12 protein-coding genes are annotated in these 12,507 nt (G+C 60.3%); 8 read left to right on the plus strand and 4 right to left on the minus strand.

The genetic code is table 11. The features are described from left to right. The first annotated feature begins 11 nt into the window (after positions 1-11). The 3 genes from D3Y57_RS14865 (at position 12) to D3Y57_RS14875 (ending at position 3,241) form a co-directional block, all read left to right on the plus strand. Complete coding sequence (locus D3Y57_RS14865) at positions 12-473, plus strand: YaiI/YqxD family protein (protein ID WP_121153824.1); 462 nt, start codon at positions 12-14, stop codon at positions 471-473. A gap of 93 nt (positions 474-566) precedes the next feature. Continuing rightward, the gene (locus tag D3Y57_RS14870) at positions 567-1,808 is read left to right on the plus strand and encodes an NAD(P)/FAD-dependent oxidoreductase (protein WP_121153826.1); all 1,242 of its coding nucleotides are present in this window, start codon (positions 567-569) and stop codon (positions 1,806-1,808) included. Further along, a complete protein-coding gene (locus tag D3Y57_RS14875) occupies positions 1,805-3,241 on the plus strand; it encodes an NAD-dependent succinate-semialdehyde dehydrogenase (RefSeq protein ID WP_121153828.1) in 1,437 nt (478 codons plus the stop codon). The genes D3Y57_RS14870 and D3Y57_RS14875 overlap by 4 nt, the downstream gene beginning before the upstream one ends. Positions 3,242-3,245: 4 nt before the next feature. Here the strand turns inward: D3Y57_RS14875 and ligD are convergent, their stop codons facing one another. From ligD to D3Y57_RS14890, 3 genes are all read right to left on the minus strand, one after another. Continuing rightward, entirely contained in the window at positions 3,246-5,711 is a 2,466-nt protein-coding gene (gene ligD / locus D3Y57_RS14880; protein WP_121153830.1) for a DNA ligase D, read from the minus strand. A gap of 161 nt (positions 5,712-5,872) precedes the next feature. After that, a complete protein-coding gene (gene ku, locus D3Y57_RS14885; RefSeq protein ID WP_121153832.1) occupies positions 5,873-6,742 on the minus strand; it encodes a non-homologous end joining protein Ku in 870 nt (289 codons plus the stop codon). Positions 6,743-6,889: 147 nt separating this feature from the next. Continuing rightward, positions 6,890-7,204, minus strand: coding sequence for a hypothetical protein (locus D3Y57_RS14890; RefSeq protein WP_162987151.1), 315 nt, complete (start codon positions 7,202-7,204; stop codon positions 6,890-6,892). A gap of 140 nt (positions 7,205-7,344) precedes the next feature. Here D3Y57_RS14890 and D3Y57_RS14895 point away from each other — a divergent pair, with 140 nt between their 5' ends. The 3 genes from D3Y57_RS14895 to D3Y57_RS14905 all read left to right on the plus strand — a co-directional run bounded on the left by D3Y57_RS14895 (position 7,345) and on the right by D3Y57_RS14905 (position 9,639). Further along, complete coding sequence (locus D3Y57_RS14895) at positions 7,345-7,878, plus strand: glycine zipper 2TM domain-containing protein (protein ID WP_121153836.1); 534 nt, start codon at positions 7,345-7,347, stop codon at positions 7,876-7,878. A 72-nt stretch (positions 7,879-7,950) separates the two neighbouring features. Further along, entirely contained in the window at positions 7,951-8,724 is a 774-nt protein-coding gene (locus tag D3Y57_RS14900) for an SDR family oxidoreductase (protein WP_121153838.1), read from the plus strand. A 3-nt stretch (positions 8,725-8,727) separates the two neighbouring features. Further along, complete coding sequence (locus D3Y57_RS14905) at positions 8,728-9,639, plus strand: glycoside hydrolase family 130 protein (protein WP_121153840.1); 912 nt, start codon at positions 8,728-8,730, stop codon at positions 9,637-9,639. Here the strand turns inward: D3Y57_RS14905 and D3Y57_RS14910 are convergent. Further along, complete coding sequence (locus D3Y57_RS14910; protein WP_121153842.1) at positions 9,617-11,647, minus strand: amidohydrolase family protein; 2,031 nt, start codon at positions 11,645-11,647, stop codon at positions 9,617-9,619. The genes D3Y57_RS14905 and D3Y57_RS14910 overlap by 23 nt on opposite strands. 99 nt (positions 11,648-11,746) lie before the next feature. Here D3Y57_RS14910 and D3Y57_RS14915 point away from each other — a divergent pair, with 99 nt between their 5' ends. Together D3Y57_RS14915 and D3Y57_RS14920 are read left to right on the plus strand one after the other, a co-directional pair. Continuing rightward, positions 11,747-12,067, plus strand: a complete 321-nt coding sequence (locus D3Y57_RS14915) for a hypothetical protein (protein WP_121153844.1) — start codon at positions 11,747-11,749, stop codon at positions 12,065-12,067. Further along, positions 12,058-12,450: a reverse transcriptase-like protein gene (locus D3Y57_RS14920; protein ID WP_121153846.1), complete on the plus strand. Its 393-nt coding sequence runs from the start codon at positions 12,058-12,060 to the stop codon at positions 12,448-12,450. Before D3Y57_RS14915 ends, D3Y57_RS14920 begins: the two co-directional genes overlap by 10 nt. The last annotated feature ends 57 nt before the right edge of the window (positions 12,451-12,507 follow it).

Raw genomic sequence — 12,507 nt, forward strand, 5'->3', positions numbered from 1 at the left:
AGGTTTAGTTGATGACCGGCATCGTCCGTATCCTTGTGGATGCCGACGCGTGTCCGGTTAAAGACAAAATCTACAAGGTGGCGTACCGGCTGAATGTGCCGGTCGTCATCGTGGCGAACAGTCACTTTCGGGTGCCTGTCCATCCGCTCATCGAACGCGTCGTGGTCAGCGACGGGTTCGATGCGGCGGACGACTGGATCGCCGAACAGACCAATGCCAAATCCGTTGTGGTTACAGCGGACATATTACTCGCCGACCGCTGTATCAAAGCGGGTGCGACGGTGCTGTCCAACACGGGCAAGCCCTTCACCGGCAATTCGATCGGTGGTGCCATTGCGACCCGCGCGATCATGGCCGATCTGCGCGCAGGCGGCGACATCATCGGCGGCCCCGCACCATTTTCAAAGACCGACCGTTCGCGATTTCTGTCGGCGCTGGACGCCGCGATCATGCGGTTACAGCGTGGCAATTGACTCCCGCTTCGTTAAGACCGTCGGCTTTCTGCACTGCAGAGTTGACATGCGCGCCGTGGCGTTCTTTCGGGGAGCAAAGATGGAGAGCAAATTATGAGCGCAAGCAGCTATGATGTCCTGATCGTCGGTGCCGGACACGGCGGGGCACAGGCTGCTATTGCGCTGCGTCAGGCGGGTTTTGCCGGTAGTATCGCGATGGTGACCGAAGAAGCGGACCTGCCCTATGAGCGGCCGCCATTGTCGAAAGAATATTTGGCAGGCGACAAGCCGTTCGAACGCATCATGATCCGCCCCGCCGCCTTTTGGGGAGAGCGCAATGTCGACATTCTGACCAAACGGCGCATCGACAAGGTCGATCCTGCTGCTCATCAGGTTACTGACAGGGCCGTTGCGACAATCGGTTATGGCAAACTGATCTGGGCGACCGGCGGCCATGCCCGTAAATTGAGTTGCGATGGTTTCGACCTTGAAGGCGTCCACGGTATTCGCACCCGCGCCGATGTCGACAAGCTCGAACAGGAATTGCAGCACGCCGCGCGTGTCGTCGTGATCGGCGGCGGTTACATCGGCCTCGAAGCCGCAGCAGTAATGACCAAATTCGAAAAGTCGGTGACGGTTCTGGAGGCGATGGACCGCGTTCTGGCGCGCGTTGCGGGCGAACCACTGTCGCGATTCTATGAAGCCGAACACCGCGCACATGGCGTTACCGTCCACCTTGGTGTCGCGGTGGATTCGCTGGTTGGCGACGGCGTCAAAGTGACCGGAGTGAAGCTTGCGGACGGTGAAGTTCTGCCTGCCGAAATCGTCGTTGTCGGTATCGGCATCGTGCCCGCGGTCGAGCCTTTGCTCGTTGCGGGAGCCACGGGTGGCAACGGCGTCGATGTCGATGCGCTGTGTAAGACCAGCCTGCCGGATATCTACGCGATCGGCGATTGTGCGCGGCACGAAAACAGCTTTGCCGAAGGTGGCTGGATCAGGCTTGAATCGGTGCAGAACGCCAACGATCAGGCGACCACAGCCGCCAAGGACATCATGGGCGAACAAAAGCCGTATCACGCGGTTCCGTGGTTCTGGTCGAACCAATATGATCTGCGTTTGCAGACTGTCGGCCTGTCCATCGGCTATGACGATATTGTGGTGCGCGGCGACATTGCGGCGCGGTCGTTTTCCGTCGTTTACCTTCGCCGGGGGCAAGTTATCGCACTCGACTGTGTGAACGCGGTGAAGGATTATGTGCAGGGCAAGGCACTTGTTACCGGTGGGATCGCTGTGGCTCCAGCGTTGCTTGCCGACAGCGCGATCCCATTGAAAACACATGTAGGAGTGGCTGCGTGAACGAACGTTATGAAACCACACTCTCACTTCATATCGATGGTGAGTGGATCGGCACCGGTGATCGACAGACGCATGATGTCGTCAATCCGGCCACTGGCGATGTGCTCGGTGTGTTGCCGATGGCGACTGCCGACGATCTCGATCGCGCGCTGGACGCTTCGGCGCGGGGATATCGCATCTGGCGGGCAAAGACTGCTGACGAACGTGGCGCGGTCTTGACGATAGCGGCGCGGTTATTGCGTGAGCGGGCTGACAGGATTGCCACCATCGCGACGCTTGAACAGGGCAAGCCGTTTGCCGAAGCCAAGGGGGAACTCGCTTATACGGCGGCTTTGATTGACTGGTACGCAGCCGAAGCCAAGCGCGTTTACGGGCGTGTTTTGCAGCGTCCGGCGGGCAGCCGCTCGGTCGTCGTCAAGGAACCGGTCGGCCCGGCGGTCGCATTCTGCCCGTGGAATTTCCCGATCCTGAACCCCGCGCGAAAGATTGCGCCTGCGTTGGCCGCAGGGTGTTCGATGATCGTGAAGCCGCCTGAAGAAGCGCCGGGTTCGGCGATCGAAGTCGTCCGTTGCTTCATTGACGCCGGACTGCCGAATGGCGTTCTCGGCATGGTGTTCGGTGTGCCCGATACCGTGTCGCGCCACCTGATTTCGTCGCCGATCATCCGCAAGATCAGTTTTACGGGGTCGGTGCCGGTCGGTAAACACCTGATGAAGCTGGCCGCCGACGGTATGAAGCGCACGACGATGGAGCTTGGCGGACATTCTCCGGTGCTGATCTTCGATGATTGCGATTTCGAAAAGACGGTGCCGATGCTGGCGGCGGCCAAGTTCCGTAATGCCGGGCAGGTCTGTGTTTCCCCGACGCGCTTCTATGTGCAGGAGGGGATTTACGAGCGGTTTGCCAAGGCGTTCGTGGAACGGGTCGACAAGATCAACCTCGGCAGCGGTATGGATGCCGCGACGAACATGGGGCCACTCGCGAACCCGCGCCGTCCCGATGCGATCGAGGCAATGGTTGCCGACGCTACAAAAGCTGGAGCGCGGCTCGCGACCGGGGGCGAACGGAGCGGAGGCGACGGGTTTTTCTATCGTCCGACCGTGTTGCTGGATGTGCCACTCGAAGCGCGCATCATGAATGACGAGCCGTTCGGTCCCGTCGCGATGATGCGGCCGTTCAAGACGCTGGACGATGCGGTCGAGCAGGCGAACCGGCTACCCTATGGGCTGGCCGCCTATTGCTTCACCGAAAACGGTCGGCGTCAGTTGCTGCTTGGTGACGCGATCGAGAGTGGGATGATCGGGATCAACACAGTCGGCATGAGCGCGGTCGATGCGCCGTTCGGTGGCGTGAAGGATTCAGGGCATGGGTCGGAAGACGGCCCCGAGGGACTGGACGTGTTTCTGGTGACCAAGGCCATCCACCAGGCGTGAGGCGTTAAAGGTCGGGCAGCGTCTGGTTTGCCCGACCCCAGCCCGCAAGGTTTTTGGATCTGGACCGTTCGATCAATTCGGCGGCATCTTCGATATGCCAGCGCGCAGCCCCGTCCAGCTTGCGAAGCTCCTCCCAGATGATCGGGGCCGCAACCGGCGCATTGGGCCGTGAGCGCGCACTGTAAGGCATCACAGCCGTCGAACCGCGCTGGTTGCGGAGGTAGTCCACAAAGATGCGGCCCGTGCGTTTCGCCTTTGCCAGCGCGGCGGTAAATCGATCGGGTTGAGACTGTGCCAGTGCGCTGGCGAAACGGTGGGCGAAGTCCTTTACCGCAGGCCATTCGGCTTGCGGGGTCAGGGGCGCGATGATGTGAACACCTTTGCCGCCGGTCACCATCGGGAAGGTCGCCAGCCCCATTTCCGCCAGCAAATCACGGACGTGGAAGGCGGCGGAGATGACGTCCTTAAAGTTCAGCCCTTCGTCCGGGTCTAGATCAAAGACCAGGCGGTCGGCCTTTTCGATATCTTCTATCCGCGCGCCCCAGCCGTGAAATTCGATCGTTCCCATCTGGACGCAGGTCAGCAGGCCGTCGGCACTGTCGACGAAGATGTAGGGTTCCTGATGGCCGTCCTTTTCGGTGATGGCGATTTGCTTAACGCTCTCACCGAACACCCCGGCATCGTGTTTCTGGAAAAAGCATTTCTTGCCGCGCCCCTGGGGACAGCGGACGAGGCTGATCGGGCGGTTCCCGGCCCAGGGGAGCATTATCTCTGCCACCGCCTGATAATAGGCGGCGAGTTGGCCTTTGGTCTGGCCGGACTCCGGGAAGATCATGCGGTCGGGATTGGTGATTTTCACTGTGGATTTTTTCACGGCCGCGACTGGTTTTTCCAGCACCACCGCCTCAGCGTTTTTGTCTTCGCGCAGGCCGATATAGCTGGGGTGGCGCATCACGCCTTCTCCGGTAAATTCTGTAAAGGCTATCTCGGCGACGAGCTTTGGCCTTACCCAATGTGCCCCGCGAACGGCGGCGCGTGGGGCTTCGACTGTCGGGGACTTTACTTCGAGGGGCTCCATCAGTTTCAGGAGGCGGTCCATCTCGTCAGACGAGAAACCGGTGCCTGCCTTGCCTGCATAGCGGAGGCCGTCCTTGTCATTTATGCCCAACAACAGAGACCGGAATCCTCTGGTTTTTTCCGAGGGCGTCCATCCGACAATGATGAACTCCTGCCGCTTGATACACTTTGTTTTCAACCAGTTGGATGATCGGGTGCCGGAATAGGGGGAGTCTGCGCGTTTGGAGATTACGCCCTCCAGACCGGCCTTGCAGAAACTGCTGAATAGTTGTTCGCCCTTGCCGACGATATGGTCGGAATAGCGGATGCGGTCGGTGCCGTTGCCGATCAGCGCGGCCAGTTTCGCTTTGCGTTCAAGGAGGGGGAGTTTGGTCAGATCCTCGCCGTCCAATTCCAGCAGGTCGAACGCGTAATAGATTATTGCTGAGCGGTCGCCCTTCAACGCGGCCTGAAGTCCTTGAAAACTGGTTTTTCCTTCGGCGTCCAGAACGACTGCCTCGCCATCGAACAGGGCAGAGCTGGCCAGTGTCGCGGCGTCATCGACTATGCCCTGAAAGCGGTCGGTCCAGTCGAGGCCGGAGCGGGTATAGGCTTTGCCGGCGTTTCCACCGACCGAGATCAGGGTGCGATAGCCGTCGTACTTCATCTCGTGGACCCAGCGGTCGCCCGAGGGTACGGTATCCACCAGAGTTGCAAGTTGAACAGCGCGAAACGGGGGTGATTTTTGCCCGTTTTTGGTTGGTTTTGGCTGTTTCGTGGCGGCTTTCGGCGCAGAAACGGCCTTTCCGTCGGCTATTTCCTCCATCGAGCGCCCGGTTTTCACACTGGTAAGCTCGCGCGTCACGAGGTCGTCCGATCCGCCCGCGTGCTCGTCGGCGATTTTACGCAACAGCCAGTTCTCACTCTTTTCCTTTCCGCGCGGTTTCAGGCGGATCAACAGCCATTCGCCTTTCATGCGGTGGCCGTGGAGGAAGAAGTGTAGGTGACCCTCGACGATGGTCTTGCGCGGGTCTTTGCCGGGCAGCGATTCCCATGTGCCGTCGTCCCACAGCATGACGGTGCCGCCGCCGTATTCGTCCTTTGGGATCGTGCCCTCGAACGTCGCATAGTCGAGCGGATGGTCTTCGGTGCGGACGGCGAGGCGCTTGTCGTCGGGGTTGAGGCTTGGCCCGCGCGTGACGGCCCAGCTCCAGAGTACGCCGTCCATTTCCAGTCGGAAATCGTAATGGAGGCGGGATGCGGCGTGTTTCTGAACGATGAAGTGATTGTCGGTGGGGGAGGGCGCGCCGCCTGAAGGTTCGGGGGTTTTCCTGAAGTCGCGTTTTTCGCGGTAGAGAGTGAGTGCGGCTTCGGAAGTTGGAAGCGGTTTGGGTTTGGCTGGGGCGCGGGCCATCAGATTGGTGTCCTTGGGCGGGTGTTAGAGGGGGAGAGAACCCCAAAACCCCGCTTCCCTCAGCTTGTCGAAGGGTTGTCCTGCTTGGCTCAGATAGGAAGCAGGGCAGTTCTTCGACAAGCTCAATGAAGCGGGGTTTTTTGCTCATCGGACTTTTCTGCTCATCGGGCTTTTGCAGTTTTGGCGGTACGCTTTTTGGCAGGCGCTTTTGCCGAGGCCTGTGCCGCAGCGGGAGCTGGTTTCTTCCCCGGTCCATCGAGCGATTTCTTCAGCGCGGCCATCAGGTCGATAACGTTCGATCCGCCCTTCACCGGGCCATCATCCTTGTCGATGGTGATGGTCTTGCCCTTCTTCTTGCGCTCGATCAGGTCGCGCAGCGCGTCGACATAGCGGTCGTGGAAGTCGCTGGCGTCGAACTTGCCCGACTTCTTGTCGATCAGCGTGTTGGCGAGGTCGAGTAGATCTTCGTCGGGCGTGGTGTCGGGGATGTCACGGAAATAGCCTGCCGCCTTGTGAACCTCGTCGGCGTAGCGCAGCGTTTCCATGACCATGCCGCGCCCGCATGGTTTCAGGCTGACGACATATTCGCGGCCGCGCATGACAAGCTGACCAAGGCCGATCTTGTGCGCGCGGCGGAGCGCTTCGCGCAGGACGATGAATGCTTCCTCAGCCAGATCGTCGGCGGGGACGACGTAATAGGGTTTTTCGAAATAGATGGCGTCGATGTCTTTGCTATCGACGAACTGGGTCAACTCGAGCGTCTTCTTGCTCTCCAGCTTGACGCCCTCGATCTCCTTTTCTTCGAGCAGGACGTATTCGCCCTTTTCATATTCGAAGCCCCTGATGATTTTATCGACGTCAACCGGGCCGATGCCGGGCACGGTCTTTTCATATTTGATGCGCTGGCCGGTCGGTTCGTAGATCTGGTGAAAAGCAATTGCCGCGCCGCTTTTGGTGGCGGAAAAGATTTCGACGGGAATGGAGACCAGCGCCAGTCTGATCTGCCCGCGCCAATAGGGTCGTGCCGCCATCGGTTATTCCCCTGTATGGGTTTGGTTTCGTTACAGGGTTGAATGTTTAAGAGGCAGGGGTGTTCCGACCAGCACGGTTCACGGCAATTCGCCTGCCGATGCTGTCGATCCGATTGCTGAATATTTCAGACGTAAGGCCGACCGAAATTACCGCCAGATTGTCAGCCGACAAGTCTCGCACCCGTTCCGCCGCGGCGGCAAACTGGCGGAGTGGGTATGGGGGCGCTGGGCGCGGCGATCGATGCGGAGTTCGCGGTTGTGGGCCATTGGCTCCGGGCGGAAGCCTGAATTGAAATGGCGAAACTCGGAAGGGGCTTCGCGCCACCCTATTGCCGGTACGGTGGTCGGGCGGCCGTCGATCGAACGCGCCATTTCGCCGCCGCCTGAAATCTTATCGACCGGAACCGCATTTATCGACCCGGCGCTGAGCGACAGGCTAAGCAACATTACGAACGCAAACACTGTATCCTCCTGCCGCTATGACTCATGCGGCTTGGGTGCGGACTATATATGAACGGCGGGCGACACTCCATACATCTCTCGTTATGCAACGAATGGGCATGGGGGCCGTTCTGACCACGTAACAGGATAGGAAATCTGAAATGAGCCGTTTTACCCGTCTGGCTGTGATTGCCGCGACGTCTTGCCTTTCGCTCGCGACGCCAGTGCTGGCGCAGAGTGCGCAGGACGATGCGCGCTTCAATGCGGCGCAGCGTCGCTATGACAGTGAATATCAGACGTACCGGGCGGAGGTGGATCGTTATGTCGCCGCGCGGAACTATCGGGGCGGGGGATATCAGGATCAGGGTTATCGTCCCGATCCGCGTGATGGCTATCAGGACGATGTGGTCGACCAGAATTACGAGCCTTCGCGTTATTACCGCGATGGACCGAATTATCAGGAGCGCGTGCTGACGTCGGACGATCGCGTTTATCGTGGCAATGACGGGCGCTATTATTGCAAGCGCAACGACGGCACGACCGGGCTGATCATCGGTGCGGCTGGTGGCGGCGTGTTGGGCAATGTGATTGCCGGCGGTCATTCGCGCACTGTCGGGACTTTGCTGGGTGCCGGGATCGGTGCGCTGGCGGGTCGGGCGATCGACCAGAATAATCAACAGGTTAAGTGCCGCTAAAACCATGATATGAGGCGGTGTGGCCGAGGGACCGGTCGCGCTGCCTTTTTCTTTTCGTAAAGAGAGAAATGAATGAGTGAGTCCCAGGCCGTGGCGTTTGTTACGGGTGCTGAATCGGGCATTGGCGCTGCGTGCGCGGGTGCTCTTGCTGCGGCTGGCTATGATGTCGCTGTGCTGTATTTTCATGACATTGATGCTGCGAACAAGACGGTGGCCGTGGTGACGGCTGCGGGTCGGCGCGGGATCACGGTGCAGGCAGATGTTGCCGATGAAGCTGCGGTCGAGGCGGCTTTCGATACGGTGATCGCGGCGCTGGGCGTGCCGGGGGTGCTTGTCAATTCGGCAGGGTTAAACCAGTCGGGTGTGCCGGTTGCGGACATGACTTTGGTGCAGTGGCAGCGGTTGATCGGGAGTGATCTGACGGGACCGTTCCTGACGTCGCGGCGGTTCGTGCAGGAGCGGCTGAAGGCTGGTGGGCCCGGTCAGATCATCAACATATCGTCGATCCACGCGGAGGACGCGCGTGCGGGCGGCGCGGATTATTGTTCGGCCAAGGGCGGCCTGAAAATGCTCACCGAGACGATGGCGCTGGAGTGCGCGGGGGCGGGGATAACGGTGAACGCGATTGCGCCGGGCATGATCCTGACGCCGATGAATGCCAAGGCTCAAGCCGATGCGACGTATCGGTCGAGTCTGGAGGCGGCAATTCCGGTGAAGCGGGCTGGGACGGCGGAGGAGGTGGCGGCGCTGGCCGTGTACCTCGCGTCACCGGCTGCGGCCTATATTACGGGCACTACGGTGACGATCGATGGCGGTCTGTCGCTTGTTCTTGCGCAGGGAGCTTAAGGCATGGGTCTGGATTTTAACGTCGAGGCGATCGATGCGGTGCGGCTGGAGGCGACGGGCGTTCTGGCGACGCGGGATTTGATGAGTCCGTATGTTTGGCAGCTTGATGGTGGGCGGTTCGCGATTTTGGTGCGGGCTGTGCCGCGCGCCGGATCGAGCGATCAGGATACTGGCACGATCTGGTATGGCGAGGGCAGCGACGGGCTGAGCTTTACTATGGACGATACGCCGGTGCTGGTTCCGGGGCCGGGCGCGCTGGATATCGGGGGATGCGAAGACCCTACGCCGGTGCTGATCGATGGGCGCTGGGTGGTCTATTATACCGGGGTCGATGCGACGCATTCTTCCGGGCAGATGCTATATGCCGAAGGGCCAGATTTGCGGTCGCTGGTGAAGAAGGGCGTGGCACTGGCGTCTTCGAAGACTGAGGGTAACACCAAGGAAGCGACGATCGAACGGACGGCGGACGGGCGCTGGCGGTTATTCTATGAATATGCGCGGGACAATGCTTCGCTGATCGGGCTGGCGATCGGCAACGATGTGGCGGGGCCGTGGACTGAGCAGCCCGCTCCGTTCGGACCGCGAACCGACCAGTGGGATTCATGGCATTTGTCGACCGGGCCGATGCTGACGAGCGACCCCGACCAGCCGGTGATGTTCTATAATGGTGCGACGCAAGACGCGCGCTGGCGGATCGGCTGGGTGGCGTTCGACCGGGACTGTACGAAGGTCGTGGACCGCTGCATCGAGCCGCTGATCGTGCCACCGCCGCAGTTGCAGCGTGCAGCGGCCGATATCGCCTTTGCGGCGTCGGTGGTCGATCTGGGCGAGACGGCGCACCTGTATTATTCGCTGGCCGACCGCACGTTGGAACGTGCGGTCGTGCGCAAGTTTATTGAGGTGCCGGCGGGGTAACTTTCGGAACGGTGGTGAAGGGTTTGATGCCGAAGCTCGGGTACACTTCGGTGGGGTAATAGAAGGTGCCGTCCTTCACGACCATGCGGATCGTCTTGATTGCCTTCAGGTCTTTGGTCGGGTCGCCGGGGATGAGGAAGAAGTCGGCGAGCTTGCCCTTTGCGATTGATCCCATGCGCTGGTCCTGACCCAGATATTGCGTGCTGTCGAAAGTTGCGCGCTTCAGAATTTCGGGGGCGGTCATGCCCGCCTTCTGATACAGTTCCAGCTCGCGGTGATACGTGAACGAGCCGCCGGTATCGGTGCCGAACACGATGAAGATGCCGCGATCGTGGAGCATCCGGACGGTCGCGAGTATCTTGTCGAACGCACCACGATAAAGCGCGTCGTCACCGGGCGCGGACACGTCGATCCAGCCCTTTTTTGCGCTGCGCTGATAGCCGATCGGCATATGGTCGAAATAATCGACCGCGCCGGGGGGAATGATGCCGTCGCGGTTTTCGGTGAGCTGTTCGTGGATGCCGAGTGTGGGGTCGATCGCTTTGTGACCGTCGACCATCGACTGGATGGTGTGCTGAACCGGCGCGCTGTTCAGGTCGAGCGCAGGCAGGCGACGGAGCGCGGTGAGGCGGAACAGCGTGCGCGTGTCCTCGCCCGGTTTCAGAACCCAACCGAGCATGAACTGATTGATGTGCGTCATTTCGTCATAACCTGCCGCGATCATGGCGTCGGCGTTGGAGAAAGCGGGGACGTGCCCGGCAACGCGCATCCCGAGCTTGTGTGCTTCTGCAACCATCGCGGGCACCCATGCCGGATTCATGCTGTTGTAGATCTTGATCTGCCAATATCCGCGCGCACCGTACCAGCGCACGGCATCGATAGCGGTGGACTGGCTATCGACAAGGATGCCTAGGTTGGCGCTGAAAGGGCTTTTGCCCTCGATAAAGCCGCTGCGGACAATGTGGGGGCCGCCGATGGTTCCCGCATCCATGCGATCGATCAGCGTGTCGAGCACGGCATTATCGTTGCCCATGTCGCGAACGGTCGTGATGCCCGCCATCAGATTCAGGAGGGCATCATCCTGTCCGAGGTGACCGTGAGCCTCGACCATGCCAGCGATCAGAGTGCCGCCTGCTCCGTCGATGGTGACTTCGCCGCGAGTGGCCGGACTGTCGAGCGCTTCGATGGCCGCAATCTCTTTACCACGCACGATTACCGACATCGGGGCGGTAAGGGCAGAGGTTGCGGGATCGAAGATGCGGACGTTCTTAATGCGGACAGGCGCGCCGTAATTGTGCGCGACCTTCTGCTGGATGGAGACGTAACGGTCGGTCGACCATTTTGCCGCCAACCCACGGAGGCGTTCCTCTTCGCCTTCATATCCTGCGCGGATCATGATCGAATCGGGGCTTACGTAGCCGATCATCGTGCCCTGTGCGTCGAGCAGGATCGTGTCGGGAGTGAGGTCCAGGCCATTGATCGTATAGGCGGTCGTTTGCAGCGGGCCGGGAGTCCCGGTGATTGCCACGGCCTCTCCCTTTTCAAGGCGGATCGTGCCGCCGGGGAGTGCTGGCATAGAGCGGTCGGCGTTTTTTAAAAGAGCGCGGGCGTACAGGCCCAGCGCATAGGTGCTGGAGGATTGCCCGATATAAAGGCTGGGTTCGCGGACGGTGCTGCTGCCCTTGCCGGTAGAGTCGGTCCAGGTGGCTTTGGTGCCGATCTGGTTGAACTGTTCGTTGACTTTGCTGCCGAAAGTCGTTGCTCCGGTGATGCTCCATGCCGTTGGCAGGCCGTTGGCATTGAGCGTTATCGTTTCGGCAATCGTCGGTCCGCGCCCGTTGTCCTTCACGTCATAGTCGATGACTGTCTTGTCGCCAGTCGTGCTGGCGGTGAGGTGTCCGACCTTTTTGCCGCCAGAGATCACCGTGAATTGTTCGGTATTTGCCAGCGCGATCGAAGGCAGGGTGAGCGCGATAAGGCCGAGCGCTGCGATAAATCTGGTTTTCATGAAACATCCCCGTTTGATTGCACGAGGTTAAGACAGGGGCTGGACGTTCGCTATTGAAAAGTGAGTGCGTCTTTTGCGACGATGCGCCACAGAGAGCGCATGGGTATTATTTCAGGCTGGACGATAAAGCGCGCCACCGGGTCGGGTGCGGTGGCTGCGGGCGCAGCGCTGATCCTATGGGCGATCTATGCGATGTTCGCGGGGGCGTCATTCGAGAAAGTGCTGGTATTCCCGCTGGCCTTTGCGCTGGCGGCGACTGCGTTTTGCGGACTGTCGGTGTTGTTTATGACGCTGGTCGACGTTCGAAACCACCGGCGCGGACAGCGGGTGCGCGCTGTGCGGACGTTCGATGTGGCGTTCGGCCTGTTGCTCGCGATACCAAGCATCGCCGAACTGCGTACGCTCGCCGAATGGCTGTAAAAACAAAGCGACTGAAGGTGTATTTCGATGGCGGCTGCCGGCCCAATCCGGGTGCGATGGAGGCCGCCGTTGTGATTCGGGGGGTGGCGCATATTTCCACCGGAATTGGTGTCGGCACCAATTGTGATGCGGAGTGGCTGGCACTGATACTGGCGTTGAAAGTGGCACAGGATTCAGGTGTCGAGGATTTCGAATTACTGGGCGATTCAGCGGTCGTGGTGGCTCAGGCGCGGCGCGAACAAAAGTGTCGAGGTGCGGATTTGCAGCGCCATTTCGACGCATTCGCGGCGCTGGTCGGGGAGCGCGCATGGCCGCGAGTCAAGAAGATCGCGCGCGCGCAGAATCTGGCGGGGATTGCGTTGGTGCGGCTTCACGAACGGTAAAAGAAAAATGGCTCCGGCAAGGGGTTTCCTTGCCGGGGCCATCAGGGGGAGGGTTTG

It is taken from the genome of Sphingomonas paeninsulae (assembly GCF_003660165.1).
Taxonomy (GTDB): Bacteria; Pseudomonadota; Alphaproteobacteria; order Sphingomonadales; family Sphingomonadaceae; genus Sphingomonas_O; species Sphingomonas_O paeninsulae.

What these genes read in the sequence shown, in the direction of transcription:
- D3Y57_RS14920 (WP_121153846.1), top strand. Translation starts at nt 12,058, where the DNA reads ATGGCTGTAAAAACAAAGCGACTGAAGGTGTATTTCGATGGCGGCTGC.
- ku (WP_121153832.1), bottom strand. Translation starts at nt 6,742, where the DNA reads ATGGCGGCACGACCCTATTGGCGCGGGCAGATCAGACTGGCGCTGGTC.
- D3Y57_RS14910 (WP_121153842.1), bottom strand. Translation starts at nt 11,647, where the DNA reads ATGAAAACCAGATTTATCGCAGCGCTCGGCCTTATCGCGCTCACCCTG.
- ligD (WP_121153830.1), bottom strand. Translation starts at nt 5,711, where the DNA reads ATGGCCCGCGCCCCAGCCAAACCCAAACCGCTTCCAACTTCCGAAGCC.
- D3Y57_RS14915 (WP_121153844.1), top strand. Translation starts at nt 11,747, where the DNA reads ATGGGTATTATTTCAGGCTGGACGATAAAGCGCGCCACCGGGTCGGGT.
- D3Y57_RS14905 (WP_121153840.1), top strand. Translation starts at nt 8,728, where the DNA reads ATGGGTCTGGATTTTAACGTCGAGGCGATCGATGCGGTGCGGCTGGAG.
- D3Y57_RS14865 (WP_121153824.1), top strand. Translation starts at nt 12, where the DNA reads ATGACCGGCATCGTCCGTATCCTTGTGGATGCCGACGCGTGTCCGGTT.
- D3Y57_RS14895 (WP_121153836.1), top strand. Translation starts at nt 7,345, where the DNA reads ATGAGCCGTTTTACCCGTCTGGCTGTGATTGCCGCGACGTCTTGCCTT.
- D3Y57_RS14900 (WP_121153838.1), top strand. Translation starts at nt 7,951, where the DNA reads ATGAGTGAGTCCCAGGCCGTGGCGTTTGTTACGGGTGCTGAATCGGGC.
- D3Y57_RS14870 (WP_121153826.1), top strand. Translation starts at nt 567, where the DNA reads ATGAGCGCAAGCAGCTATGATGTCCTGATCGTCGGTGCCGGACACGGC.